Annotated in this window: 20 protein-coding genes; 7 read left to right on the forward strand and 13 right to left on the reverse strand. The window is 42.9% G+C overall.

Features of this window, described 5'->3' with window-relative positions; all coding sequences use genetic code 11:
• Positions 1–40: 40 nt before the first annotated feature.
• From ELZ11_RS13910 to ELZ11_RS13920, 3 genes are all read right to left on the reverse strand, one after another.
• A complete protein-coding gene (locus ELZ11_RS13910) occupies positions 41–553 on the reverse strand; it encodes a hypothetical protein (RefSeq protein WP_137358025.1) in 513 nt (170 codons plus the stop codon).
• A 157-nt stretch (positions 554–710) separates the two neighbouring features.
• Entirely contained in the window at positions 711–1,616 is a 906-nt protein-coding gene (locus tag ELZ11_RS13915) for a LysO family transporter (RefSeq protein ID WP_137358026.1), read from the reverse strand.
• A 331-nt stretch (positions 1,617–1,947) separates the two neighbouring features.
• Positions 1,948–2,868 carry an HDOD domain-containing protein gene (locus ELZ11_RS13920; RefSeq protein ID WP_137358256.1) on the reverse strand — a complete coding sequence of 307 codons (921 nt, stop codon included), beginning with the start codon at positions 2,866–2,868 and terminating at the stop codon, positions 1,948–1,950.
• A gap of 369 nt (positions 2,869–3,237) precedes the next feature.
• On the opposite strand from ELZ11_RS13920, the gene ELZ11_RS13925 reads away from it, so the two are divergent.
• The gene (locus tag ELZ11_RS13925) at positions 3,238–3,819 is read left to right on the forward strand and encodes a TfoX/Sxy family DNA transformation protein (protein ID WP_137358027.1); all 582 of its coding nucleotides are present in this window, start codon (positions 3,238–3,240) and stop codon (positions 3,817–3,819) included.
• An 81-nt stretch (positions 3,820–3,900) separates the two neighbouring features.
• On the opposite strand, the gene ELZ11_RS13930 is transcribed toward ELZ11_RS13925, so the two are convergent.
• From ELZ11_RS13930 to ELZ11_RS13940, 3 genes are all read right to left on the reverse strand, one after another.
• On the reverse strand, positions 3,901–4,452 hold the full coding sequence (locus ELZ11_RS13930) for a hypothetical protein (RefSeq protein WP_137358028.1): 552 nt from the start codon (positions 4,450–4,452) through the stop codon (positions 3,901–3,903).
• A 190-nt stretch (positions 4,453–4,642) separates the two neighbouring features.
• Complete coding sequence (locus ELZ11_RS13935; protein ID WP_137358029.1) at positions 4,643–5,140, reverse strand: response regulator; 498 nt, start codon at positions 5,138–5,140, stop codon at positions 4,643–4,645.
• Positions 5,133–7,079, reverse strand: coding sequence for an ATP-binding protein (locus ELZ11_RS13940; protein ID WP_137358030.1), 1,947 nt, complete (start codon positions 7,077–7,079; stop codon positions 5,133–5,135). Before ELZ11_RS13940 ends, ELZ11_RS13935 begins: the two co-directional genes overlap by 8 nt.
• 188 nt (positions 7,080–7,267) lie before the next feature.
• On the opposite strand from ELZ11_RS13940, the gene ELZ11_RS13945 reads away from it, so the two are divergent.
• On the forward strand, positions 7,268–8,530 hold the full coding sequence (locus ELZ11_RS13945; protein WP_137358031.1) for a DUF945 family protein: 1,263 nt from the start codon (positions 7,268–7,270) through the stop codon (positions 8,528–8,530).
• Positions 8,531–8,693: 163 nt separating this feature from the next.
• A complete protein-coding gene (gene serC, locus ELZ11_RS13950) occupies positions 8,694–9,788 on the forward strand; it encodes a 3-phosphoserine/phosphohydroxythreonine transaminase (RefSeq protein ID WP_167494694.1) in 1,095 nt (364 codons plus the stop codon).
• A 51-nt stretch (positions 9,789–9,839) separates the two neighbouring features.
• On the opposite strand, the gene cydC is transcribed toward serC, so the two are convergent.
• The 3 genes from cydC to trxB all read right to left on the reverse strand — a co-directional run bounded on the left by cydC (position 9,840) and on the right by trxB (position 14,416).
• A complete protein-coding gene (gene cydC, locus ELZ11_RS13955) occupies positions 9,840–11,561 on the reverse strand; it encodes a heme ABC transporter ATP-binding protein/permease CydC (protein ID WP_137358033.1) in 1,722 nt (573 codons plus the stop codon).
• Positions 11,554–13,341, reverse strand: coding sequence for a heme ABC transporter permease/ATP-binding protein CydD (gene cydD, locus ELZ11_RS13960; protein ID WP_137358034.1), 1,788 nt, complete (start codon positions 13,339–13,341; stop codon positions 11,554–11,556). Before cydD ends, cydC begins: the two co-directional genes overlap by 8 nt.
• A 115-nt stretch (positions 13,342–13,456) precedes the next feature.
• Positions 13,457–14,416, reverse strand: coding sequence for a thioredoxin-disulfide reductase (gene trxB, locus ELZ11_RS13965; protein WP_137358035.1), 960 nt, complete (start codon positions 14,414–14,416; stop codon positions 13,457–13,459).
• A gap of 420 nt (positions 14,417–14,836) precedes the next feature.
• On the opposite strand from trxB, the gene ELZ11_RS13970 reads away from it, so the two are divergent.
• Positions 14,837–15,493 (forward strand): 2OG-Fe dioxygenase family protein, encoded by a 657-nt coding sequence (locus ELZ11_RS13970; protein WP_167494701.1) that lies wholly within the window; start codon positions 14,837–14,839, stop codon positions 15,491–15,493.
• On the forward strand, positions 15,477–16,712 hold the full coding sequence (locus ELZ11_RS13975) for a cysteine desulfurase-like protein (protein WP_137358037.1): 1,236 nt from the start codon (positions 15,477–15,479) through the stop codon (positions 16,710–16,712). The genes ELZ11_RS13970 and ELZ11_RS13975 overlap by 17 nt, the downstream gene beginning before the upstream one ends.
• A 63-nt stretch (positions 16,713–16,775) precedes the next feature.
• Here ELZ11_RS13975 and ELZ11_RS13980 read toward each other — a convergent pair whose 3' ends face one another.
• A complete protein-coding gene (locus tag ELZ11_RS13980) occupies positions 16,776–17,600 on the reverse strand; it encodes a DUF2797 domain-containing protein (RefSeq protein WP_137358038.1) in 825 nt (274 codons plus the stop codon).
• Positions 17,601–17,952: 352 nt separating this feature from the next.
• On the opposite strand from ELZ11_RS13980, the gene ELZ11_RS13985 reads away from it, so the two are divergent.
• The gene (locus ELZ11_RS13985; protein ID WP_137358039.1) at positions 17,953–19,275 is read left to right on the forward strand and encodes a GGDEF domain-containing protein; all 1,323 of its coding nucleotides are present in this window, start codon (positions 17,953–17,955) and stop codon (positions 19,273–19,275) included.
• 145 nt (positions 19,276–19,420) lie between these two features.
• Here the strand turns inward: ELZ11_RS13985 and ELZ11_RS13990 are convergent, their stop codons facing one another.
• The 3 genes from ELZ11_RS13990 to ELZ11_RS14000 form a co-directional block, all read right to left on the reverse strand.
• The gene (locus ELZ11_RS13990) at positions 19,421–20,791 is read right to left on the reverse strand and encodes an SLC13 family permease (RefSeq protein WP_137358040.1); all 1,371 of its coding nucleotides are present in this window, start codon (positions 20,789–20,791) and stop codon (positions 19,421–19,423) included.
• A gap of 191 nt (positions 20,792–20,982) precedes the next feature.
• Positions 20,983–21,657 (reverse strand): SanA/YdcF family protein, encoded by a 675-nt coding sequence (locus ELZ11_RS13995; RefSeq protein ID WP_244291669.1) that lies wholly within the window; start codon positions 21,655–21,657, stop codon positions 20,983–20,985.
• Between the two features lie 268 nt (positions 21,658–21,925).
• A complete protein-coding gene (locus tag ELZ11_RS14000; protein ID WP_137358042.1) occupies positions 21,926–23,614 on the reverse strand; it encodes an NAD-dependent malic enzyme in 1,689 nt (562 codons plus the stop codon).
• A gap of 198 nt (positions 23,615–23,812) precedes the next feature.
• Between ELZ11_RS14000 and ELZ11_RS14005 the strand changes: the two genes are divergently transcribed.
• Positions 23,813–26,164 carry a helicase-related protein gene (locus ELZ11_RS14005; protein ID WP_137358043.1) on the forward strand — a complete coding sequence of 784 codons (2,352 nt, stop codon included), beginning with the start codon at positions 23,813–23,815 and terminating at the stop codon, positions 26,162–26,164.
• Positions 26,165–26,319: the final 155 nt, after the last annotated feature.

Below are 26,319 nucleotides of genomic sequence, written 5' to 3' on the forward strand. Positions count from 1 at the left end.
TTATGAAATCCAAGTTCACGATATGAAAATTTGATATCGACTATTTGCAGTTAGTCGCTTCAACCTTTTTGATCGCTTGATTGTAGCGTTGAAGAGCGGTATCGATCTGTTTTGGGTGGCTTAGAAGTTCTGCAAATGCTGAACGTAGCTCGTAATTCTTCTCGTGAGGAACCGATTGACGATCATCAAATGTTGTTTTAGCAATCTTGCCCAACTCATCGTCGCGAGTAGCCAGCTGTTTGATGTCGTGTTGTTCTAGTTGAAGCCAACCTTCAATCGGTTGCTCTGTTGCGACTTTGCTTGCGTCGTTGTCTAAAAAGTAACGAACTGCTGCGCGATTTAGTTCGAAGTGATGTTTGCGACCTTCTAAAAACCAGTCGCTCACTTCAGTGAGTTCTGGGTATTGATCAGAAGTGAGTTGAACCAAGTCAGAATACCAATTTAATGAAGCATCGATGTATGCATCATATTTACCCGATAGGCATTGATTGTCAGCAGCTAGAGATACAGTAGAAGTTGAAGCTAGCAGTAAAGCGACACAAAGGCGTTTCATAACGGTTCCTTTTATAGGTTTATTCTTATAAATCAAATTACTAAATAGCAGATTATCGCGACTTCTTGTTGTTGAGCAATGACAGTTAGTCAGTTTTTATTGCGGTAATTGTATTTAGGGGGGCATTCTAATCTAAGTTAACGCTAATTCCTGCGATCTAGTTAGCAAGAGATACAAAGAAAAGCATCAAAATAGGTACTAGTAAGCTCAGAATGAAGCCACTAACAATTGCAATAGGAACACAGCGTACACCGCCAGTGGTTTGAATCACAGGTAGCGTGAAGTCCATAGCGGTAGCGCCAGCATAGCCAATGGACGTACAAGGCCTAGTCCGAATCAGTAAAGGGATCACGACCAATGCGACTAGCTCTCGTAAAAGCTCTAACATAAATGACGTACCGCCATATACTGGGCCAAATGCATCACCCATTAATATCCCAGCCAAAGAATACCAACCAAAACCAGATGCCATTGCCAACGCTCGGTATACCGGAATATTAAGAGCGAATGCTGCGAGTAAGCCGCCAATCATAGAGGTGACGATGATTGTAGACGCAATCACCATACCGTGTTTATTAAGTAATATTTGACGCAGTGTAAGGCCACTGTTTCTAAGCTGGATGCCAATAAAGAACAGTAGCAGGAAGAGTATCCATTCACTGGCTGTGTCGACCCAGCTCAAATCAAAAGGAAGCATTAAGCCAATAACTAGACCAGAGCCTACCACTAAGATCAATTTGGCGGATTCTAATGCCATAGAAGACAAAGGAAGCTTGTTTTGGCTACCTTCAGTTTTTAATGGCATAAACTTGTCAATTAGGGGGAGAGCTGCAAGGTTACAAACACTAAGACACACAAAGAAAGTGATGGTATAGAGCAGAATGGTTTGTAAGTTACTGCCTAGGTTATCTAACGCCGCTAAGCTCAGTCCCATTAAGGCAAGAATTACGTAAATTAGGTGTGAGGTCGATTTGTTAATCTGATCTAATATCTTCTTGTTAGAAATAGAGAATAAGTAGCCAACAATGAGGGGGGCGAAGATAAAGATCATTCCTGAAAACATAACAAAATCCCTTCAATCCATGAAAGCGCAGATGTGCGTACGATAGATAACAATTAAAACGGTAGAATTCATTCAGCCATGGAATATATGCGCAGCATTGAGATTATCCACTGGCCATATACGCCTGTTTATTAAGCGTATTGCAAACAACACTAAGTGATGTTCGGCAGGTAGATAGCATATAGAAAACAACAGCATAGAGCTATAGTTGTGAGCTAGAACAAGGAAATTAATTACAAGGTGTGGGTGCAGGCAGTCAGCTAGAAAGGTGAACGTTTAAAAGAGGATAGTGAAAGCTTAATCGAATTAAGCTTTCATAAGATGAGTCTGTTTATAAACCGCTGGCGTTTATCACGTCATTGACTTGATTGCTGAAGTCAAGTTCACTCAAATTGCTTAGTTTATATAAAACTTCAGCGCCAGTAGCATTGAATTCAACTTCATGTTCATCGATACGTTCATCTTGGTTTCGGAACATTAAAAGGTGATTAGCAATACGGGCGATATCTAGGTACGCGACTTCAACATCACTTTTCTTATTTTGTGTGTTTGAACATACGTCAATAAAGTCTGTATCAAACCCCCAGTGCCCAAGTACTAATTTACTAGTAGCAGAACATTGAGACTGGAAAATTTGCAATGCGATGTCGTGATCAAGGTAGTTACCTTTATCTAAATAAAGGTGGTATTCATTGACTAAACAAAACAGTCCAATATCAGCCAGTAAACCGACGAGAAGCGCTTTTTCATGCTCTAGATGTTTGTAATCCGTTGGGTTTAAGTTTTTGAACTCATTGGTTACTAGCACCATAGTCGCACCAAGTTCGCGTGAAACCGAAGCGCTTTGTACCAACAAGCTATTACATTGCTTATTTAAATTTACAGAATGTTTTAGTTGCTCAATGGCTTGCGCTGTCACGATGTCACGTACGCGAAGAATGCCTAAACGTGAAACGGCGGTAACTAAATCAGTACATGTGATGTTGCGGCGATTAAATACTACGGAGTTTGCAACTCGGATAACAATGGCTGCGAGGCCAGGATCTTCCAATAAACAATCAGCAACTTCAGGAATTCCGGTTGTTTCTAGAGTGCATAGTTGTTGAATCTTGAGGACGACGTCGGGAATAGGAGGTAAGGAAATTTTGCCTGTTGAAATTGAGTGCTCAACTAACTGAGCGAACTCTGTTTCTAAACCTTGGATAAGGAGTTCTTTATTATGGGGAAGCCAGAAAAACGATAAATGATTCATATAAATACTAAGTGGCATGCTTATCCTACCAGTTTACTAGTAGCCTACGTGACTAGCAATACACTGTAATGAAAAAAGATGTAACAAGAACGAGGGGCTGCCAAAAAACGGCATTTACAGTATTGCCAACGTCAAGAAAATAACATTTCAATTGTTTGTATGTGATATCAATCATGAAAATTGATGAGTCCGAATCAATTGATGTGATTTACATCCAGACTTAATTTTTAGAGTGAAGTATGATTATTTAAAAGGTCAACGAACAAAAAATAATATTACAGTTGGCTCGAAGTTCTCAATTTTTCGCATAAAACAAGCTGCTATCTGGTGATCAAACTAATCGGGGTTATAGATTAAGGATCAATGGATATGATAGAGCAAGCCTTTTACAACTATGTAGGTAAATTTGGAGAGTATCAGAAGCGTTCTATGTTTGGTGGTATAGGACTGTTTCAAAACGATGCAATGTTCGCCTTAGTAAGTGAGGAACACTTATTTATTCGCGGTGGTAATACACTAGACAAAAAATTGTCGGGTCTTAATTGCGAAAAATATCGCCATGTTAAGAAACAGACAACCGCTACCGTTAATTACTACGATATTACAGAGTTATTCCATAGCGAAAGTCCTGAACTGGATACGATTATTCGTTTGTCTATCGATAACTCGATTCAACAACGTAGCTTTCAAAAGTCGTCTGCGAGTCGTCGTTTGAGAGATCTTCCTAATATGCAGTTAACATTAGAACGAATGGTTAAAAAAGCTGGCGTTGAAGATGTGGCTACTTTCATGCAGCTTGGTGCTCCAGAAGTATTTAGTAAAGTAAGACAAGCGTATGGAAATGACGTTGATGTCAAACTGCTTTGGAAATTTGCAGGGGCTATCGATGGTATTCATTGGAAACTTCTTCAAGAGCCACGTAAGCAGCAATTGCTAGAAAGTTGTCAGTAAACATAAAGTTGTATTGAATGTTGAATAAAAAAACCGAGGCTTTCCCTCGGTTTTTTTGTATCTAGAGTATGTTGACTCAGCTTAGAACTTAAAGCGTGTAGTAAACATTACTTGATCACCGTAAGTGTCGTTAATACGAGCTTCAGCACCTAGAGAAAACAACTCAGTAGAGTGGAAGCGCGCGTATACAGAACCTGTCCAATCGTCGTTATCGTCAATTGAAACGTATGCACCTTTACCACCAACTTCTAGTTGTGGACCAAGCCATTGACGTACGCCAAGGTTTAGCTCCATACCAACGTCTGATGAACTGCTTGAGCCTTGGCCATCAACGATGCGCATTAGCATCTCACCAGTTAGGTCTGCCCAGTTATTAATAGGAGAGTGGAAACCAAGACCTACTGCAGAATCGAAGTCGCCTTCAAACTCAGAGTCAATGCGAGCGACAGCGTGCGCATTCGGGTGGATAGATTTACTCATTGCGGCACCAAAAGTCACAGGGCTAGCACCAATACGAGCTTCTATATAGTCGTAGCTAAAGTTACTCATTACTTGAGGCTGGTTTGGATCATCTGCTGCTAGTGCTTGGTTAGATGCAAGTAACATTGCTGCTGTTAGAAGTATTTTACGCATAATTACAGTAAACCTTAATTTATGTTAATCCCTTAGGTTTTAGCTCTTTAGGCTAAACCATTAACTTGGAGACAGTTTAATGTATCTACAGAAAAAGTAATCAATTAAAATGTCATTCCTTTGTCGTTTAGACAAAAAACAAGCAAATTAAGTGCCATACTCTAACGTATATTGAATGCTTGTCGTTCGTTTATTCGCCAAAATTATTCCGTTTTGCGGCCATTGCATCAAAAATCTTTTCTGTATCTAAAATTGAAGACCAAGACAGAATCTGGTTGTCATTCTGAATCATGTATTCAGTCAACTGGGAGCGCAGCGCACTTCTCAGCTCCTCTCCGTACCATGGTTTTGCGATATAAAAATCTAGAGCCGCGTTGTTCACCGCATTCACAGTGTCTTCTAACCCAGCTTGTCCGGTTAAAAGTACTTTTCGAGCCATAGAAGTTGAAGGGCTTTGATTCAGTTCAATCAAAAACTCTATGCCTGTTTGCTCTGGCATTATGTGATCGCAAAGAATCAGAGCTAATGGAACATTGTCCTCTGCTAATTCTTGGATGACTTGTTTGGCTTCTTGAACCGACTCTGCTCCTTCAACAATAAAATGGTCTTCAAAAGGAGCTAAATCTTGTAATACGCTTTCTAAAATTTCGATTTCATCATCGACACACAAAATCAGGTATTTATTCATTTGAGTTTCCTTTTGCTGTTAGGGGGAGCCACACTTGCATACGAGTATATTGACCGACTTTTGACTCAACGGTAATACGGCCTTGGTGTGATGTTACGATTTGCTGGCAAATGGATAAGCCTATACCCAATCCAAAATTGCCTTCCTTTTTTGTGGTAAAGTTAGGCGTAAAGATTGATGTAATCTTATCAGCTTCGATCCCATGCCCATCATCTTCAATTTGAACCACAACAAATTGGCAATCTTGGTGAGTTTGTAGGCTAGTCGAAAGGCATAACCTTCCATCGCTATTCATGGCGTCTAATGCGTTCGACAATAAGTTCGTCCACACTTGTTGCAATGCGAGTGGCTGACAACATAATTGAGGCAAGTTTGGGTCGTAGCATTTTTCGACGCGGTGGAGTTTAAGTCGATTTTCAAAAATGACTAAGGTGTCTTCAATACCTTCATGGATATCCACTATATGTAATTTTTCATCGTCCTCGCGGGCATAGCCTTTGAGGCTCTTCACCATGTCAGCAATGCGCTCCCCACAAACTGTAATAGAACGAATCGCATTGCCAGTGAGATAGTATCGCTCTAGTTGCTCGATTTCATTGTGGGTAGGACTCGAAGACGTTGAAAGGGTGCTTATCAACGGCTGGTCATCATCGAGTTTTAATTTGACCAGTTTTTTGGCGGTTGTGCGGTTATCAACGAGAGGCAGAAGCTTCTTAACGCGTTCCCGTTCAATAGATGTAGATAGAGGGTTAGACAGGCGCCCATTATTAAAAACCGATAAGCCTAGGTTAGCACTTAGCTGTGATTCAGGCTGTGTTAGCAGCTGTTCGAGAGCCGCTGATAGCGTATCAGCGCTACGCAGTATGGCTGCTATTGGGTTGTTTAACTCATGAGCAACTCCCGCGACCAATTGCCCAAGCATTGCCATTTTTTCTTTCTCGATAAGCTGTTGATGGGCGGACTCAAGTGACTCTAAGGTTTTTTGTAGTTGTAGCTTCGTATTAATACTTCTTTGTAATCGGCGATTAAAGTGGCGTAGCAGAAGGTTCGTAAATAGAGGCAGCAATCTGCTGTTGGAGTGCATGACTTGAGTGAACACCTCTCGGTCTAGCTTAATCACATCAGTTGGAGTGAGCGTGACAGCCGTGGAAAAAGATCGTTCTCCAGTGACAAAAGACATACCGCCCACAAGGTTTCCTTGAGAGTGACGCACCACTTCTCGCTGCTGGCCGATATCGTCTTTTTTGTAGAGCGCGACTTCGCCTTTGGTGATCAGCCATAGAAAACGATTAGGCTCTCCTTCTTGTGTTAGCAAGTGCTCCGCTGAGTAGTGTCTAATGGCCTTGGTTTCATCGGTATGGCTAAAAAACTCAAGTAATGCAGACGCTACGCTGTCGGCAAGCTCGCTGTCTGACATGTCGTGAAAGTCGTGAATGAAGCCGGATTGGTAAGAACGCATTTTGAATTCGATATGTGCTCTTAATAGGCGTTGCTGATCGAGAACGTGGCTGTACTTGAGAAGATCTTCGGATTCGTGTTGGATGATAAAAGTGGTGAGCTCTTTCATCGCTGATTTTAGTAGCACCTTATTTTGAAGCGGCTTGGTTAAGCAGTGATCGAGGCGTCCATCATTGACTGCGGTTAGGATTGCTTGAACATCAGAAGAGTGGCTGACGAGTATCGTACGAGCTTGTTTAGTGTGTGGCAGCTGGTCTAGCTCAACTAAAAATTGCACGCCATTGAAATGTGAATGGTGATGAGTAATAACCAAAGCCACGGTCTGGTTTTGGTTGCGAAGAAACTCTAATGCTTGATGCGCTTCATCTAAATCCTCCACTGTATGGATATCAAAGAGCGGAGCAAAAGAGGCTAATTCAGCACGGATCTGCTCAATGCTGATTGGGTTGTTGTCTAGACATATAACAGCGTATCGGTTCACTGCACCTTCTCATCAAAATGAATACCGAAGACAATCTATCAATAATTATGATGTTCCGATGAGAGCTGAGTATTAAATCAGTGAGTCAATAAACATATCAACCAATAGCCTGATTTATCTCAATGTTTCCTGTTGCTAAAGGATACGTTAGACTGTCTTAAAGACAATTCATTGCTAAAAGAGTATTCATGGAACAACTTAAAAAAATTGGCGCAATTGGTGGTGCGATTTCCTTGGCATTATGTTGGCCGCTAGCTGTTGGTCAGATTGGTCAAAACGTCGTAACTGATGGCGTAGCAAGCATCGATAATTCAAGCGTAAAAGCAGAATTAGTCGAGTTTGACCGTGGCTACTTGTCTTCAAGTGTTAAAACTCGCTTTACAGTAATGGACGAAACATTAAAAGAGCAGTTGGAAATAGATGGACTGCCGACGGAGTTCGTTGTTAATAGTGAAATCGGACATGGCCTAATTAGCTTGAATGCGGTATCCACGCTTGAAGGGCTAGAAGCGTTACCGTTAACTCTAACGACAAAAACTCAATTGAATGGTAATACCGACTTTAATTTTGAGTTGAGCCAACTTAATCACCAAAGCTTAAATGAAGAAGGCGTTTCGATTTCAGTAACAAAATCTTCGTTAACCGGGCACGCTACGGTGTTAGGCCAAATCAATTACGAACTGTCGATACCTTCTATTCAAGTAGATTTCGAATCTGGTGAAGAAGTAGTATTCACAAGTTTGAAGGGCAGTGGTGAAGGTAAACAAGCTAACGGGTATTGGTTAGGCAATCAGGTGTTTTCAATGGATTCATTTCTAGTAACGGATGCAATGACCGAACCTTACCTAGCGATTGACAATTCGACGTATAAGTTCGAGTCAGAATTAGATGAAACCACAAAGCGTTTACGTAGCAATATGATGCTAGATATAGCAACAATGAAGTCTACTGACGGCGAAGTAAATAACTTAAATGTGGATTTTGAGTTATCTAAGTTAGATAGTGAATCGTTTGAGAATATTTTTTCGGTTTACCAAGATGCTCCGGTTATGACTGAACAAGATATTGAGAGTATTGTTCCTTATATCGATATTCTATTTTCGAAAGGTTTTGACCTTTCAATGAACAACATGTCAATGAACCTTGGCGCTGGTGAGTTTGAATCGAAGTGGTTGGTTAGCGTTCCAGAAGGCACAGATAATGTAAGCCAAGATCCGGCGACGATTCTTCCTGCATTAGAAGGGAGCCTAGATACATACTTTTCAGATGAATTGGTGGATGAATACCCGTTTATCAAAGAAGGTATTGATGAGCTTCTTGTCATGGAAATGATCACTAAGACAACTAAGGGCTATGAAATCAAAGCACAATTGGAAAAAGGAAACTTGGTGTTTGAAAATGGCCAACAAGTTCCGCTTCTAGCTTTAATGATGCCAATGTTACTGCAATAGCTACGTCCTAGAGGGGAGCGTTTTAAAGATACTCCCTAATTAGATTGACGATTTCGCGTCGTACAACAGAAAAGAGGTCTTAAGACCTCTTTTCTTGCTTTTTATGAGTCGAAAAACATGGTATTACTTGCGTAGTTATTATTAAGCAGGAGCAATTACCACCATGGAACCGACCCTAGATAATGTATTTAATTTTAGTGCAGGCCCCGCTGCATTACCTAAACCAGTGATGAAGCAAGCTCAAGCCGATCTTATTGATTGGAATGGGTTAGGCACGTCGGTAATGGAGATTAGTCATCGCAGCAAAGAATTCTTAAAAGTTGCGGATGAAGCGGAGCAAGACCTACGCGAGCTATTAAATATTCCAGATAACTACAAAGTCCTTTTCTGCCAAGGTGGTGCGCGTGCTCAGTTTGCGGCAGTACCATTGAACTTGCTGGGCGATGCTAAGAAAGCAACATACATTAATGCTGGCTACTGGGCCGAAAGTGCTGTCGCTGAAGCGAAAAAATACTGTGAAATAGATTCATTTGAAGCGAAAACAACCATTGATGGCAAGTTAGCAGTGCTTCCGGCTTCTGAATGGAAGGTTGATTCAGAGTCTGCTTATGTCCATTTCTGCCCAAATGAAACCATCGATGGTGTAGAAATCAATGAGCTACCTGAAACGGATAAGCCTATTGTAGCGGATATGTCATCGAATATTCTGTCTAAAAAGATTGATGTGTCTAAGTACGGTGTTATTTACGCAGGCGCTCAAAAGAATATTGGCCCGGCGGGGATCTGTATTGCTATCGTACGTGATGACTTATTGGAGCTGGCAAATGAGGTGCTTCCAAGCGTCTTGAACTACAAAGTGTTAGCGGAAAAAGAATCAATGTTTAACACTCCGCCTACTTTCGCATGGTACTTGTCTGGTTTGGTTTTTAAATGGTTAAAGGAGCAGGGTGGCGTAGAAGCGGTAGAGCGTATTAATGCTGAAAAGGCGCAACTGCTATATAACCATATCGACCAATCAGATTTTTATAAGAACGAAGTCCACAGCGATAACCGTTCTCGCATGAATGTGCCTTTCCAATTGGCTAAACCTGACTTAGACGCCAAGTTCTTAGAGCTGGCAGATGAAGCTGGATTGAAATCGCTGAAAGGTCACCGAGCAGTAGGGGGCATGCGCGCTTCTATTTACAATGCAATGCCGTTAGAAGGTGTTCAAGCCTTAGTTAACTTCATGAAAGAGTTTGAAGAAGCCCACGCTTAATCTGGCTAAGAAACAAAATAAAAACGCCGCAAATATGCGGCGCTTTTTGTTTTATAGAGATTGGTTCAGTTGATAGTAGCGACCTTTCTGCGAGATAAGGTCAGCATGGCTGCCATATTCGACTATCTCACCTTGCTCAATCAAGCAAATGGAATCCATAGAGTCTAATTCGACCAAACGGTGTGTAATAAAGATAACCGTTTTATTGGCGAAGTGCTCTTGGAATAATGCCATGATGGTCTTTTCAGTTTGTTTATCTAAACCTTCAGTTGGCTCATCCAGTAGCAATATTGGCGCGTTGTGCAAGAGAGCACGAGCAATACCAATACGTCGTTTCTCACCACCAGATAAGTGTCTACCACCATCACCTAACCAAGTGTCTAGCCCGGTGTCTTCCAGTAACTTTTCTAGGCCAACTTTGGTAAGCGTTTCACCTAATAGTGAATCGGAAGCTTCAGGCGCTGCGATCAACAAGTTATCTCGTAACGAGCCGTTTAGAACATCGACACGTTGGCTAACGACACTGATTGAATCGCGTAATTGAGCCTCACTCCATTGAGTAATGTTCTTACCTGCGATGGAGATAGAGCCTTCATTCACATCCCAGTAGCGAGTAAGAAGCTGAATTAATGTCGATTTACCCGAACCAGTTTGCCCTACAACGGCAAGTTTGCTGTTAGCTGGGATATCAAGGTCGATATTGTTTACGACGTCTCGGTCACTGTCTGGATAACGGAAAGTAACGTTTTCGAACTTGATGTTTAGGCTATCTGGTAATTCGCTGTCTGCGCCATTAAACACTACATCAGGCTCTGCCAAGGTGATTTCATTCAAACGACGAGCAGAAGACAGAGTTTGCCCTAAGTACTGGAATGCGCCGGCGATTGGCATTAAGAGTTCGAAGCTTGCCATTGTGGCAAAGGCCATGAGTGCAATGAAAGGATCTGGGGCGTTGCCGCCAACACCATCAGCAGAAAGCCACAGGATCAGCACCAAAGTCCAACCGTTCAACAGCATTAAGATAGCCGATGCCATGCCTGTTAAGTTGGCATTGACGAACTGGTTAGCCATTAGCTTTTTCTGAGATTCTAAAATCGCATTGCGGTAACGATCTTCAGCACCGAATAAAGTGAGCTCGCTGTATCCTTCAAGCCAATCAAGAGTTGTTACCCTTAAGTCGGCTTTATTCTGAGTCAGTTCGCCGCCATTCTTTTTACCAAGCTTGTAAAATAGAATTGGCCATATCAACAGCATTACCGCCAAAATCCCACCAAGTAATAGGCCCAGCGAGCTGTCGAACCACATTAAGAAAGCAGTAAGACAAGCGATGCCGAGCACTCCCACGGTTACTGGGCTAATTAAACGCAAGTAGACATGGTCCATCGCGTCAACGTCAGCGACCAGTCGGTTAAGAAGGTCAGCATCGCGAAGACTAGAAATACGTCCTGGAATTAATGGAGCCAGTTTCTTGAAAAAGAAGATACGTAAATCAGTCAGTAATTTAAATGTTGCGTTGTGACTGACGACGCGTTCACCCCAGCGTCCAGCCGTTCTTGCCATTGCTAAGCCGCGTACACCACCGCCTGGCAGCATATAGTTAAAGGTTTCACGCGCGATCGTTAAGCCAGCTACCGCAGACGCTGAAATAAACCAACCAGATAGCGTAAGCAATCCGATTGATGCGGCAAGCGTTGCGAACGCCAGCAACATGCCTAGAGAAAGGCCGAACCAATGTTTTTTATAAAGCTTTAGGTAAGGGAGTAAATCACGCATCTAAGTTCCCCTTATCGTTGTGTTGCTGAGCTAGGTTAGCATTTAGCATTTCTTCGAATAACCCACCTGCATGCGCAAGTGTTTGGTAGTTTCCTTGCTCTTCTATCAAGCCAGCTTTCATTACTATGATATTGTCGACTGATTGGAGAGGAGCTAATTGGTGAGTGACTAATAGCGCAGTATTTGAAGCAATGTTGATATGAATACCTTTCATTACAAGTTTTTCGCTGCGAGCATCAAGGCTTGCCGTTGGTTCGTCGAGCAACCAAAATTTTCCGTTTTGGATCATCGCTCTTGCAAGCGCTAAGCGCTGAGATTGACCTACGGACAAGCCTCCAGAACGATCGGAAATCATATAATCTAAGCCATGTTCATTCACAAACTCATCGGCATAAGACTGAGCCAGTGCTTGGTTGATGGTCTCGTCGTTGATGTCTGATTTTCCTAAGGTAACATTGTCGCGAATGCTGCCGTGAAGCAGTAACGGGTTTTGGCCAACCCAACTGATCTGTTGGCGCCAAGACGCTAATTCTAATTCTCTAAGTTCAATACCGTTAACCTTGAGGCTTCCTTCATACGGCATGAATCCAAGAATAGCGTTGATCAAGCTGGTTTTACCCGCGCCACTCGGGCCGACTAAAGCCGCAGATTGGTTTGCTTGAATATCAAACGACACTGGGCCCACAAGCTTGGCACCTTCAGGGCTAAACACAGTGAGGTTGTCGGCCTGAATTGAAACTCCGGATCCAACTGAAAGTGGGGTATCACCCGATTGCACTTTCGTGATGTCGGTTTCCAAGAACTCTACGATGCTTTCTGCTGCGCCAACGGCTTGCTGCTTGGCATGATAAAAGGTGCCCAGATCACGAAGTGGTTGATAGAACTCAGGTGCCAATATCAGGATAAACAAACCAGCGAACAGGGTTACGCCTACACCGTAGTGACCGAAATTCAATTCGCCAATGTAACTGAAACCAAAGTAAACCGCGGTCATCGCGATAGAAAGGGACGTAAAGAACTCAAGCACGGCTGAAGAGAGGAAGGCTATCTTCAATACGTCCATCGTACGAGTTCTAAAGACTTCAGATGCTCCTTTTAATACTTCTGTTTCTGCGTCTGTGCGGTTAAACAAGCGAATCGTTGTCATTGACTGCAGACGATCGTAGAAATGACCGGATAAGCGCTGTAAAGCTTTAAAGTTTTTACGGTTTGCATCGGCCGCTTTCATTCCGACTAGTGCCATAAATATTGGAACTAATGGGGCAGTAATTAGGAAAATCAGACCAGCAGCCCAGTTAATCGGGAATACAACCACAAGAATAATGAAAGGAATCAATACTGAGAGAGACATTTGCGGAAGGTAACGCGAGAAGAAATCTTGCATGTCCTCTACTTGCTCGAGAAGTAGAGTAGCCCAGCTTCCCGCAGGCTTGCCTTTGATGTAGGCAGGCCCAAGCTCTCGGAGTTTATCTAAGATGAGCTGTCGGATATAAACCCGAATTTGTTCTCCGCAGCGATAGCCCGCGATCTCACGACCCCAAGTACACGCGGCACGACCAATCACAGAAGCTGCAAGGCCACCGAAATGCATTACAAGTTCAGACTTGTCTACATTTTCAATAATAAGCTGGTGGAGGATAGAGGCGAGAAGAGCGGCTTGTGCCAGCAAAAAAACACTTGAAAGTACGCCTAGGCCAATAGCAATCATGAGCCAGCGTTTTGCTAGGCTACTTTGTTGCTTAAGCCACTTATTCAAGCTGCGTTGTTTTTTCTTATCCATTATGAAGGCTTAATGAGAATTATTTTTGATTTGGAGGCGTGTAGTATACAAAAGAAAGCCCGGTGGATATACCGCCGGGCTTTAGGGATTTGAAACAAAAGTGAAAAATCACATTTTATTTATCATTTAAACTGTCAAGAAAACGTTCCGCATCCAGTGCTGCCATGCAACCAGTACCTGCAGAGGTGATTGCTTGACGGTAGTTATGATCCATTACATCACCCGCTGCGAACACACCTTCAATGCTGGTTTGAGTAGCATTTCCTTCAAGCCCTGACTGTACGATGATGTAGTCATCTTTCATGTCTACTTGGCCTTTAAAAATACCCGTATTTGGTTGGTGGCCAATCGCGATAAATGCACCCATTACGTCAATGTCTTCTGTCTTATCTGATTGCGTATCTTTAATGCGAACACCAGTTACGCCCATGTCGTCACCAAGAACTTCATCTAGCGTACGATCGGTATGTAAAACTATGTTGCCATTTTCTACTTTGTCCATCAGACGTTTAACAAGGATTTTTTCAGCGCGGAACGTATCACGACGGTGAATCAGGTGAACTTCTGAAGCGATGTTTGACAGGTAAAGCGCTTCTTCAACCGCTGTGTTACCGCCGCCTACAACCGCCACTTTCTGGTTACGGTAGAAGAACCCATCACAGGTTGCACATGCAGAAACTCCGCGGCCTTTAAATGCTTCCTCGGATTCAAGTCCAAGGTATTTAGCAGAAGCGCCAGTCGAAATAATGAGCGCGTCACATGTGTATTCGCCAGAATCGCCTTTAAGAGAAAACGGGCGTTTAGAAAGATCAACTTCATTGATGTGATCGAAAACGATTTCTGTTTCGAAACGCTCGGCGTGTTCTTTCATTCGTTCCATAAGAGCTGGACCAGTTAGACCTTCGGCGTCACCTGGCCAGTTTTCCACTTCAGTTGTGGTCGTAAGCTGACCACCTTGCTGCATGCCTGTGATCATTACAGGATTTAAGTTTGCACGAGCAGCATATACAGCTGCGGTATAGCCGGCAGGGCCTGAACCAAGAATTAATAAATTACAATGCTTTACGTCGCTCATTAGGACTCCGAGAATCGAATACTTTCTTATATTAGTTAGCTTCGATTGTATGGAAAATATTGTTTCAATAAAAGATTTAACGAGGCGTGAATTGTAATTAATGGTTATAGAATAGAAGAAAAAGCCCAAAAGTTACTTCATAGAGGGTGGTATTCTATTTAGTTATATATTCTAACTATTTGAATTTTAAAGCTATAAGATTCTTTTGTAGCGAACTATTCTAGTTTTTAAAGTTGCCTTACTTGTAATCTGGTCTCTTAAACTAACTTTTGTTAATTTTTAAGTTATATATTCTGTTTTTTGTATTCTGGTGGTTTTTGTTGCTATATATCGTTGAGTTTTTAGAGTTTATGCGTATTCTTGTTTGTGAAATAAATGTTAAATATTTACAAGTATTGCACATTCATTAAGGAGTCGATGTTGTTACATTCAAATGGAAATACCTTACAATTAACTAGCCTCAGCAATAACGCTATTTCTCAACTTTCTCCATCCTTCTTTGATTTACCGAGCACTGAACATGCGGATGGCAAGTTTCGGTTGCGTCGTTACTCTGTGATTCGCGTTCTAGATGGGAATATCGTTGAACAGGGGAAACATGAGTTTATGCAGTCCGATGATATTAATCATTTTCAAGGCAATGTTGTAAGGCAGTTTGAACCAATTGAGCCAGAAATACTGCAAAGTGAAGGCATGTTGGAGATGTGCAATGTCTTTACCCAAAGTAACCATTTACCGAATGGGCAAGAAATAGAAATTCACCAAATTCGCATTACTGCGATTTATGATGAAACTGAAGTCGCTCCTGAAGGCGTGCATCAAGATGGATTTGACCATATTGCGATAGTGGGGGTAGGCCGCCACAATATCGTTGGTGGTGACATTATGCTTTATGCCACGAATAAGGAAGCACCGTTTTTCACCAAAATTCTGCAAGACGGCGAAGTTGCCATGCTAGCTGATAGTAAGCTTTGGCATAACGCTCAACCAATCCGCAGCGTGCAGAACTCTGAGGAAGGGTACATGGACGTGTTTGTACTGACGGCAAAGGCGGGGTCACATGGCTTTCATTCTTAATCAAATTCGTGATCAGTTTACCGCGTTAAGCCAATACCATAATGGCAAGCCTGTTACTTTCTTTGATGGGCCGGGAGGATCGCAAGTCCCGATGTCAGTGCTGTCTTCAATGCAGGAATATTTAGGGCACTTTAATTCCAATTTGGGAGGGCACTACTTTTCTAGCCAGAAGACTACAAGTTTAATGCAAAGCGCACGTGAATCTGCTCAAGCATTAGTGAATGCAGAGTCTTCCGGAAATATGGTGTTTGGTGCCAATATGACTTCACTCACTTTCCAGCTGAGTCGAGCAATAAGCAGAGATTGGAAAGCTGGAGACGAGATCATTGTTACCGCACTGGATCATTACTCCAATGTCTCGAGCTGGCAGCAAGCAGCGGAAGATAAAGGGGTCATCGTTCATCAAGTCAGAGTTAATGAGGCGGACTGCAGCCTAGATATGGCGCATCTTGAGTCTTTGATTAATGAGAATACGCAGCTGGTCGCGACGACTTACGCATCTAACACGACCGGCTCTATCGTTGATGTACCTAAAGTCGTTGAGCTTGCACATAGTGTAGGCGCTCAAGTATATGTTGATGCCGTTCACTATGCCCCTCATCATTTGGTTGATGTGCAAGCATTGCAATGTGACTTCTTAGTTTGTTCAGCGTATAAGTTTTTTGGTCCACATGTAGGGATCGCCTATATAAGTTCCGAATGGCTGCATACTTTGAAACCATACAAAGTGGAACCAGCTACGAACATTGGCCCGGGAAGGTTTGAAACTGGAACACAAAGTTTTGAAGCACTGGCAGGCTTGATCGCTGCCGTGGAATATTTGGCGCAGTGTGGTGAATCGGGATTGCCGTTAAGAAGGCGACTAGAGCAAAGTTATCAACTATTCAATAAGCATGAAGCAGGTCTTAGTAAGTACTTCCTGAGTCGTTTGAATGAGTTGGAAGGTGTTCGTCTTTATGGGCGTACCGACTTTGATTCAGAATTGAGGACTCCGACGTTCGCTTTGACCTTTGATGATTTAGAGCCTGAACTGGTTGCGCGCACTTTAGGTGAGCATAACATCTGCGTTTGGAATGGACATTTCTATGCACTAGGTTTGGTGAAGCAATTAGGCATAGAAGAGAAAGGTGTGGTTAGAATTGGTTGTATGCATTACAACTCAATTGAAGAAATTGACTTGCTGTTTAATGTGATAGAAAGCTTGTTAAACCAAGGTTAACCTTTAATAGATAAACGAAAGGCTCTTTATTAAAAGAGCCTTTTTTGTAGAGCATTTTGGACGCTAAGCAGAGACTTCTACTTCGTAAGAGCTGAACTTGCGGATGTTGATCACACCAGTATCGAAAATTAGATATTGACCTTTGATCCCTTGAAGAACGCCAGTGACTTCAGGGTTTTTATCAAAGTTGTGCGAAGTGATCTTCGTTGGGTGCTGTTCAACAGGGTAACTTAGTGGAGTAATGTTTTCGTGTAAGACTTCTACCGCGTCGTCACCAAATTGTTCTTTCATTTTTTGGATGACAGGTTCAACTAAAGGCAACAGTTCGGATGCTCGTTGCACAAGATCCATGTCTTCACCGTCTTCTTTTAGAAGCGTTCGCCAGTTAGTCTTGTCTGAAATGTGTTTGGCGAGTTCTACTTCAATCAACCCGGAAATTTGACGGGTCTTTACTTTCAAAATAGGTAAGCCTTGTGTTGCGCCTTGGTCGATCCAACGAGTTGGGATTTGAGTATGGCGAGTGATACCGACTTTTAAGCTGGAAGTATTAGACAAATATACAAAGTGGTCGACCATGCAGTTTTCTTCGCCCCACTGCGGTTCGCGACAAGTGCCTTCTGCATAATGACAAGTTTCAGGCTTCATGATGCACATATCGCAACTCGCGAGCTTCTTCATGCAAACAAAGCAGTGACCTTGAGAGTAGCTTTTTTTCGTCTTTTTACCGCAAGCGCTACAAAAGATATTGCCTGTGTGCGTTAATTTGATTGTTTTACCAATAAGTGGATTTAACTCAACCAATTCATCTCCAACAGGTAAGCGATAACTTACGTTCCCATCCAATGAAGCACTCATTTTCTTAAGTGTTCCAGTTGCTAATACAGACATGACATTACTCTTTATATTTTTGTGTTCGACGGTTTAGTCGGAATGCGAAGGCGCACTCACACCGTACTTTGTGCACTTATAATAGCAAATCTCTCCAAGCCTTTGTCCCAAATTCTTTGTTTAAAGCAAGGCTGTATAAAGTAACGTTTATTTAATGAAATGTTATTTCAGGGATGTCTAATTTAGAACATGACTTTGCTATCAATCGTCGTTTAAAATTGTCCTATAATTGAGAAGGTTATCGATCATCATGCTAATGTCCGGATTGACTATAGTTAATGATGTGTCGAATTTTGAATAACCACGATTTTTACCCTCTGCATTCAACAGAGATTAAGCAGGAAGCTTCAAAGTGAAATGGATTCATAAGGCTATATTTGTCTTGATAATGCTAACGATCATTGTCGTTCAGGTATATCGAGTTAAAGGTGATCGGCGAATAGCGACAATATCTCCAGAACGATACACGTTTTTGGTGACCAACGATCAAGCGAGTGGTGGGCTTAGCACGTCAACGCTCGAATTGGTGGATGGAGAATACGTTCTAGATTGTGAGCTCATTGAATCTGAGTACCCTTGGCCATATTGTGGACTGTCTATTCATATTAGTGATGACCCAGCGGTTGGCCTCGACCTATCCAAGTTCCATACATTTCGTATTAATATCGATTATACGCAGCAAGGGCGTACTGACGCCCGTTTAAGAACCTACCTAAGAAATTTTAACCCCGCATACTCGACCATAGATAACGAATACACCCACAAATACAATGGGATGGAATTCGCACCTGGGGTCGGTAATGGCGTACTAGAAATTCCGATTGATAATCTGCAAGTGATGACCTGGTGGCTAGCAGACAATAAAATCGACGTTGAATACTCTGCACCTGAGTTCTCGAATGTGAATAAGATTGAGTTTGCAACGGGTTCGGCTTCCACACTAGGCAACCACCATATCGTTATTAAGAACATAGAGTTCGAAGGTTCTTATATTGAAGGCGAAAACCTATTTCTGCTGTTGTTAGCGATTTGGTTAATGATCGCCGTGATCTTTGTGATCACTGAACTACACAAATCGAGGCGTCAGATTGCGTTGTCCGATAAGCGTCACGCTCACTTAAAACATGTGAACCAAGCGCTTCGCGCACAAAATTTTGAGTTTGCTGAGCTGGCTCACCGAGATGCGTTGACAGGAGCGATGAATCGACATGCAATTCGAGATTGGCTCAAAGTTCAGTCGAAACACGTTCGTCTAGGAAAAGAAAAATTGACGATGCTATATATCGACATCGACTTTTTCAAAGCGGTGAATGACAAGTATGGACATCAAGTCGGTGACGACATACTTAGAGAGTTTTGTATGGTTGTTTCTAGCGTGATTGATGGAAAGGATCGACTGGTTCGCTGGGGTGGTGAAGAGTTTATCGTTTTCTGCCCAGGCAGCGATATCGAACAAGCTAGAAAACTAGGCGAAAGGATCCGTAGTCAAGTCTCTCAACATTTTTGGGTTCATGGTGATGCCATGACATGCAGTATTGGTATAGCTGAGTTGGGTAAAGAGCGCGTTACTGAGACTATAGTTCGTGCTGATGAAGCGTTGTATCAGGCGAAGCATTTAGGACGCAATCGGGTTGAAGTCAGTGTGGACGCTGAGACCTCTGAACCTGAAAACTAAAAAAGGTGGCGTAAAGCCACCAAAAGGGAAAAGCTGATGAAAGTTAGCGAGTTCAAGTTATCGGGGGATTACTTGCTAACCTTGACCAACTACGTAGTGCTAGGTTATGACGCCACTTTGAATAAGTGGCGTTTTTGTATTTGGATTACCAGAACAGCCATGCGAACAAGGTTAGAACTGAGATACATACCAAGTTCAATACCATACCAATACGCATCATTTCATTTTGTTTGATATGGCCTGAGGCAAATACGATGGCATTCGGTGGAGTAGCGACTGGTAACATAAAGGCACACGATGCCGCGACAGCGATAAGTGCAGAAAGAATAACTGGAGACATACCTAGCGCTTCTGCGATCGTTGCGAAAACAGGTACTAACAATGCTGCACTTGCAGTGTTACTTGCGAATTCAGTAAGGAATACTACGAACGCAACGACAGCCAAAATGGTCAGAAGTACGCCTGCTTGCTCTAGGAACCCGCTTAAAGAGTGAGCCAAAAATACGCTAGTGCCCGTTGTTTTTAGGACGTTACTCAGACAAATACCACCGCCGAATAAAATTAGCACACCCCAGTCAGTTGTTTTTTCTACATCTTTCCATTGAACGGCACGTGAAGCACCTAAAAGAACAATAGCTCCAATCGCAACTAGGCTATCAAACTTAGAGAACCCGCCGATCATGGCGTTGATTGGCTTACCGAAGATCCATAAGGTCACAGTCAGTAGAAAGATGCCTAAAGTGATCTTCTTACCGTTGGTCCACTCAACGGGTTTATGGTCAAGTTCGAATGTGTGGTTAAGATTTGGTTTGGTCATGACATATAGAATCAGCATCGCGATAGGCATGAGGATTAATGAGATAGGCAGACCAAGTGCCATCCATTCTGTAAAGCTCAACCCAACTTCTGCTGCTGCAATAGCGTTAGGTGGACTACCGACTAAGGTTGCAATACCACCAATCGATGCACAGTAAGCGATACCCAGCAGAACGAATACGTAGGTATTACGATTCTCTCGTTGGTCGACTTTGCTCATCACACCTAATACTAACGGCAACATCATAGCGGTTGTTGCAGTGTTCGAAATCCACATCGAAAGCCCAGCGCTCACACCAAACAGCATGAAGATAGCAACTGACATTTTGCCTTTTGCTAATAGTAATACTTTGTCAGCGATGGCTTTATCGAGTTCCTGCTTATTCAAAGCGGCTGCTAAGGCGAATCCACCAAGAAACAAGAAAATGATAGGGTTTGAGAAATTGCCCAAAGCGGTTTGGGTATTGAATACACCTAATAAAACCGCCAGAAGAGGCACTAATAAAGCGGTGATACTGACGTGAATTGCTTCCGTTAACCAAAGAATAGCGATAAAGACCAACATACTTAGGCCAGTGTTAACGCTGTTTTCAAAGGGTAGAGTGGATAAAAGTGTCGCGAAAAGAATAAAGTTTCCAATCAAGATCATGCTGTTTCGGGTAAACAGCCAATTTTTCATTGTTGCTACAAGTGCAGTCATAAGACGCTCCTTTTGCTTGGCCTCTTAAGTACCATTACTGGCCTATTGTTATGCGAGGCTTACCGTTATTGACTTAATGTCAGGCTTAGACTTTGTTGACGAGATGTTACTTAAGTTAATAACTGCGCGTGCGGCGGAATTAGAGCGGTATGAAGAAAGTGTGAGGAAACGAATTCAAAATGTGTAGAAATCTACACATTCGGATCCAAAATAGGTTCAGGCTGGAGAGGTTTAGTGCCGATTGGCTCCTTTGGGCCTAGGAATTTAGGCATAGTGCCTATGATGTATAAGTCCAAAAACGCTTTACTGCGAGCGAACACTTCACGCAGTCTAATTGTTATACCTGAATGGCGAGTTGGCCCAGATACCGCAAGACATTGCGCTTGAATATCAAATGAGCGGGCGATGAATAAAGCACGCTCACAATGGAATTTTTGAGTAATGATCAAAAAGTTATCAGTATCGAAAATCTCTTTAGCGCGAACGATGGAATCTAATGTACGAAAGCCTGCGTAATCGAGATTGATAGCTTCTTCAGGAACGCCAGAATTCAAGAGATCACGCTTCATCGTCCAAGGTTCATTGTAGGAGCGGTGAGCATTGTCTCCGCTTAACAAGAAGTGATGGATTCTATCGTGTTGGTAGAGCTCAATGGCGGCGTCAATGCGGTGCGTGTAATACTCGTTGAGGGTGCGCCCAAGGTATTTGCTAGTCCCTAGTACAACAGCGACATCAAATTCTGGTACATCATCGATGGAGGTGATGATTCTTTCTGTCGCCTGCCAAGAAACCCATCGGTCGATAACAATAACGCTGACAATGGTAGCAAGTAGCAAGATTCCAATTGCAGTAATTCCGGTACGCAAAGAATTGCGAACCTTATGAACAACGGAAAGATTGGTAATCTGCTTAAGTCTCACTGTCTCTTATTGCCTGCGTGGAATCGTTGAAGAGAAGAATGATAATAGCAAATCACACCGCCAAATAGCATCACCTGTTTGAAACTTGTTAACTTATTGCAAGGTGTGATCTTGATTCAATATTAATGAGTGGCTTGTTTGTTGAAGTGAGCATTAATTATGCGATAGATAGAAAAAAGCCCCTGCATTGCAGAGGCTTAGAATAACAACTTTATTAGAATGCAGTGCGCTTATAGCGACGGTACACAGGTTGCCAGAAGTGCTGATCGATCGCTTGTTGTAGCGCTTCGTCAGTAATTTCTAGTGCAACACCTTGTTCGATAGCTTTCTTCGCCACCGCGTATGCGATCTTTTTAGAAACTGAGTGGATTTCTTCCAAAGGTGGCAGTAGTGCACCAGTGCCATTAATCGCTAGCGGAGAGCAGGTTGCCAACGCTCGGCTTGATTCCATTAGCATTTCGTCAGTTACGCGTGATGCGTTAGCCGCTAATACACCTAAGCCAATACCTGGGAAGATGTAGCTGTTGTTACATTGTGCGATCGGGTACGTCTTACCGTTATGCACTACAGGCTCAAATGGGCTACCTGTTGCTACAAGAGCTTGGCCATCAGTCCAACGAAGGATATCGTTTGGCGTTGCTTCAACACGGCTAGTTGGGTTCGAAAGTGGGAATACAATCGGACGCTCACAGTGCTGATGCATCTCTTGAATTACTTCTTTACTAAACAGACCAGGAGCGCCAGATACACCAATTAGAACGGTTGGTTTTGCATTACGGACAACGTCGTGTAGTGAGAAACCAGTACCTTCACTTTGCCAATCTTTTGTGTTTGAGTTGCTTTGAACTAGGCGCTGTTGGAAGTCTAGAAGGTTTTGCATGCCTTCTTGTAGTAAGCCCCAACGGTCAACCATGTAAACTTGTGAACGAGCTTGTTCGTCGCTGATACCTTCCGATACCATTTGTGCAATGATAGCTTCAGCAATACCACAACCAGCAGAACCTGCGCCTAAGAAAGTCACACGTTGGTCAGAAAGTTGGCTACCCGCCGCTTTACAAGCTGCAATCAAAGAACCCACGGTTACTGCAGCAGTACCTTGGATGTCATCGTTGAAGCAGCAGATACGATCCTTGTAACGCTCAAGAAGTGGCATTGCGTTCTTCTGTGCGAAATCTTCAAATTGCACAAGAGCATTTGGCCAACGACGCTGAACAGCTTGGATAAACTCTTCTACAAATGCGTCATATTCAGCACCTGTAATTCGAGGGTGACGCCAGCCCATGTACATTGGATCAGCTAGACGTTGTGGGTTATTCGTACCGACATCTAAAACGATTGGAAGCATGTAAGCTGGGCTGATACCGCCACAAGCTGTGTACAGAGAAAGCTTACCAATTGGAATACCCATGCCACCGATACCTTGGTCACCTAGGCCCAAAATACGTTCGCCATCTGTTACAACGATAACTTTAACGTTGTGGTTAGTTGCGTTATTCAGTAGGTCATCAATACGGTCGCGGTTCGGGTAAGAGATGAATAGGCCACGGCCACGACGGTAGATATTAGAGAAGTTTTCACACGCAGCACCTACAGTCGGGGTGTAGATGATAGGCATCATTTCAGAAATATGATTCTGAACTAAACGATAAAATAACGTCTCATTAGTATCCTGAATGTTTCGCAGGTAGATATGTTTGTCCATATCGTTGTCGAAGTTACAATATTGCTTGTAAGCACGTTCGACTTGCTCTTGGATTGTCTCAGTCGTTTCTGGCAATAAGCCTTCTAGATTGAAAGAGCTACGCTCTTCAGCAGAGAATGCACTGCCTTTATTTAGAAGTGGAGTGGCAAGAAGGGCTGGACCCGCATATTGGATATAAAGAGGGCGTTTATCGTTGTTCATTGGTTGCCTATGTAGGGGTGAAAGAAGTCGCGAAAAATGATAACGGTTTAGTTATTCAATTGTAAACAATTTCTATGTCGATATGATGCAATAACGTGTGAAACTTTCGTTAATCTGAACGTTTACGCAATTTGACAGTAAATTTGGTTATAATCGGCGCTTCAATCTTAACGTATTTTATAAGTTCACTTCTTCGTTATGCTTTCACTTCCTATCGATTCTCTTAAAGCTCAGTTCGAGTCCCTCATTCAAAATGAACATTTAGTCGTTGAAGCAGAGACTGGCTCTGGTAAATCGACGCGATTGCCTGTGTGGGCCGCAAACTATGGCCGAGTACTGGTGATAGAGCCACGCAGAATTGCGTGTACTTCGCTTGCAGGATTTCTCGCTCAAGAGTCAGGGGAGCCACTTGGACAGGCTATCGGATATGCCATCAAGCTCGATTCTAAATTTAGCGACGATACGAACGTTGTGTTTGTTACTCCCGGAGTCGCCCTAAGATGGCTAGCTGAAGATGGCCTAGTGGGCTTCGATACCATCATTGTGGATGAGTTTCATGAAAGGCGCTGGGACATCGATGTGCTGGTGGCCTTACTAAAAAAGAAAGCTTCTCATCGATTGGTGATCACATCTGCAACGATTGAAGGTGACAAACTTGCTCGTTACATCAATGGTTCTCGCTTACAAAGTGAAGGTAGGAGATTCGATGTTGAGTTGCATTATCGCTGTCGTGATTCTAGAGACCTACCGGACAGCCGCGATATAGAACGAAAAGTTGCTCAGGAAGTTGAGTTGCAGCTAGCTCAATCCTCACATGACATTCTGGTGTTTTTACCAGGACGCAAAGAAATCACGTTATGCGCTCAAGCACTCAATAAGCTAGATGGTATTAAAGTCGTTAAATTGCACGGTTCGGTAACCGATGAAGAACGTCAATTAGCGTTAACGGTTCAATCGGAAAGAAAAGTGGTGCTTGCTACTAATGTTGCCGAAACGTCCTTAACTATCCCGAATATAGAGGTGGTGATAGACACGGGGTTAGAGCGACGAACGGTGCAGCGCAATGGTAGAACGGCATTAGCACTGAAAGCTATCTCGCTCGCAAGTGCCAAACAGCGCGCTGGTCGTGCTGGGCGAGTCATGGAAGGTAAGTGCGTGAGGCTATATGGCCAGCATGCGGCACTTGAGCTGGTTACGCCTCCAGAATTACAACGAGAAGAGCTAATCGAACCTATGTTAGCGAGTGCGAGCAGTGGTTATCCGATAGAGCAGCTGGAATTTCTTGATCTGCTACCTACTAAATCCTTAGATTCGGCTAAAGAAAAATTGTTGTTGATGGAAGCGATCGACCAAGACGGAATAATTACTGAACATGGCAAAGCTTTATATCCCTTACCAGTCGATGCTCTATACGCCGATTTGGTGACTCGAGTCCAACCTAAAGCATTGAAAGAAGCCATGATTGATTTGGCTGCTGCCTTGTCAGTGCCTGCTGCGTTATACCAACTTCCTAAATCATCGGAGTCGATAGAAGAGCTCGTAAAATCAATCCCAGAGCAATGTGATGCGACAATCCTAATTAAATTGGTGAGAGGCTATGAGTTACCGCATTTATCAATAGATATCGAGGCAATCAAAGAAGCTCAAGGTCTTGCTCGTCAAATGCGCGAGCTGTTTGAGTTGCCTATGTTGGAAGTTGCATCGCGCTATCAAAGAGATGATTTACTTACCGCTATGATGACTTTGCAACCGCAACTAGTGTTTGTGCGTCGAGTCAAACGTCGAGATGCTTTAAGTAATGGCAAATTAGAAGTGCAAGCTGGTAGGCAAAGTTTGTTGAATGAAAGGGCAGAGGCCGCACTTGTGCTGGATACCCATAGTTTGCCTGGTCGAGGAATCAAACAAACCTTGACGCTGGCTACCGTTAATATGCCGGTTCCACTGAGGCTACTCGTTGAGCTAGAGTTTGGTGAATGGCAACAGGGTGAAACAATAGCGGCTGAAGGTGAAGTTGCTACCCAGCTTCATCTTATGTATGCGGGAAGAGCCATTGCAGAAAAGTGTGTCACTCCTGAAGGGCAGCTCGCTTTGAAGCCGATTGTTGATATGGTACTCGATAATCACGTACTTCCGGGGCTAGTGAACGAAAGAAGCGCCGAAATAAAGCATTGGCAGATGCATGTGGCGTTAGGTTTATCGGAAACTTCCGTCGAAGGCTATGACACGATGACTTTTGAAAGCTGGTTTATTGAACAATTAGAAATGTTGGGCGTTGAAACGCTTGATGATTTAGTCATGTTTGCCAATGATGATTTTGAGTTTGAGGGTATTCCTTACTGGGAATATGATGATTTTGCGGAAAAGTACCCGTTCGAGTTAAATTTGGGTGATTTGCAACTTTCGGTTGAATACTACGCCAAGCGTAAGCTGATTTACGTTGTCCATCAAAGCGGTTTACGAAAGACAGTACCTAAGCGATGGGAGTTACCAACATGGCAAGGCTGGAAAATTCAGTATAAGAAAGCCAGCCGTATTGTTGATATTAAGTAGATTTTATTCAGTCTTTAAAATATTAATCAATTAAGCACATATATGTATTTTGAGTTCATAGTTTGTTACGACTTTGAATTTGATATTTCTTTTTGTGCTCATATTGGGGTATAAAAGACCGATCTCTTATATCCTATTGCTATATAGAACGAGTT

The organism is Vibrio profundi (assembly GCF_005281835.1).
GTDB lineage: Bacteria > Pseudomonadota > Gammaproteobacteria > Enterobacterales > Vibrionaceae > Vibrio > Vibrio profundi.

Coding starts and splice junctions, on each gene's coding strand:
- ELZ11_RS13910 (WP_137358025.1), bottom strand. CDS start 553: ATGAAACGCCTTTGTGTCGCTTTACTGCTAGCTTCAACTTCTACTGTA.
- ELZ11_RS13915 (WP_137358026.1), bottom strand. CDS start 1,616: ATGTTTTCAGGAATGATCTTTATCTTCGCCCCCCTCATTGTTGGCTAC.
- ELZ11_RS13920 (WP_137358256.1), bottom strand. CDS start 2,868: ATGAATCATTTATCGTTTTTCTGGCTTCCCCATAATAAAGAACTCCTT.
- ELZ11_RS13925 (WP_137358027.1), top strand. CDS start 3,238: ATGATAGAGCAAGCCTTTTACAACTATGTAGGTAAATTTGGAGAGTAT.
- ELZ11_RS13930 (WP_137358028.1), bottom strand. CDS start 4,452: ATGCGTAAAATACTTCTAACAGCAGCAATGTTACTTGCATCTAACCAA.
- ELZ11_RS13935 (WP_137358029.1), bottom strand. CDS start 5,140: ATGAATAAATACCTGATTTTGTGTGTCGATGATGAAATCGAAATTTTA.
- ELZ11_RS13945 (WP_137358031.1), top strand. CDS start 7,268: ATGGAACAACTTAAAAAAATTGGCGCAATTGGTGGTGCGATTTCCTTG.
- serC (WP_167494694.1), top strand. CDS start 8,694: ATGGAACCGACCCTAGATAATGTATTTAATTTTAGTGCAGGCCCCGCT.
- cydC (WP_137358033.1), bottom strand. CDS start 11,561: ATGCGTGATTTACTCCCTTACCTAAAGCTTTATAAAAAACATTGGTTC.
- cydD (WP_137358034.1), bottom strand. CDS start 13,341: ATGGATAAGAAAAAACAACGCAGCTTGAATAAGTGGCTTAAGCAACAA.
- trxB (WP_137358035.1), bottom strand. CDS start 14,416: ATGAGCGACGTAAAGCATTGTAATTTATTAATTCTTGGTTCAGGCCCT.
- ELZ11_RS13975 (WP_137358037.1), top strand. CDS start 15,477: ATGGCTTTCATTCTTAATCAAATTCGTGATCAGTTTACCGCGTTAAGC.
- ELZ11_RS13980 (WP_137358038.1), bottom strand. CDS start 17,600: ATGTCTGTATTAGCAACTGGAACACTTAAGAAAATGAGTGCTTCATTG.
- ELZ11_RS13990 (WP_137358040.1), bottom strand. CDS start 20,791: ATGACTGCACTTGTAGCAACAATGAAAAATTGGCTGTTTACCCGAAAC.
- ELZ11_RS14000 (WP_137358042.1), bottom strand. CDS start 23,614: ATGAACAACGATAAACGCCCTCTTTATATCCAATATGCGGGTCCAGCC.
- ELZ11_RS14005 (WP_137358043.1), top strand. CDS start 23,813: ATGCTTTCACTTCCTATCGATTCTCTTAAAGCTCAGTTCGAGTCCCTC.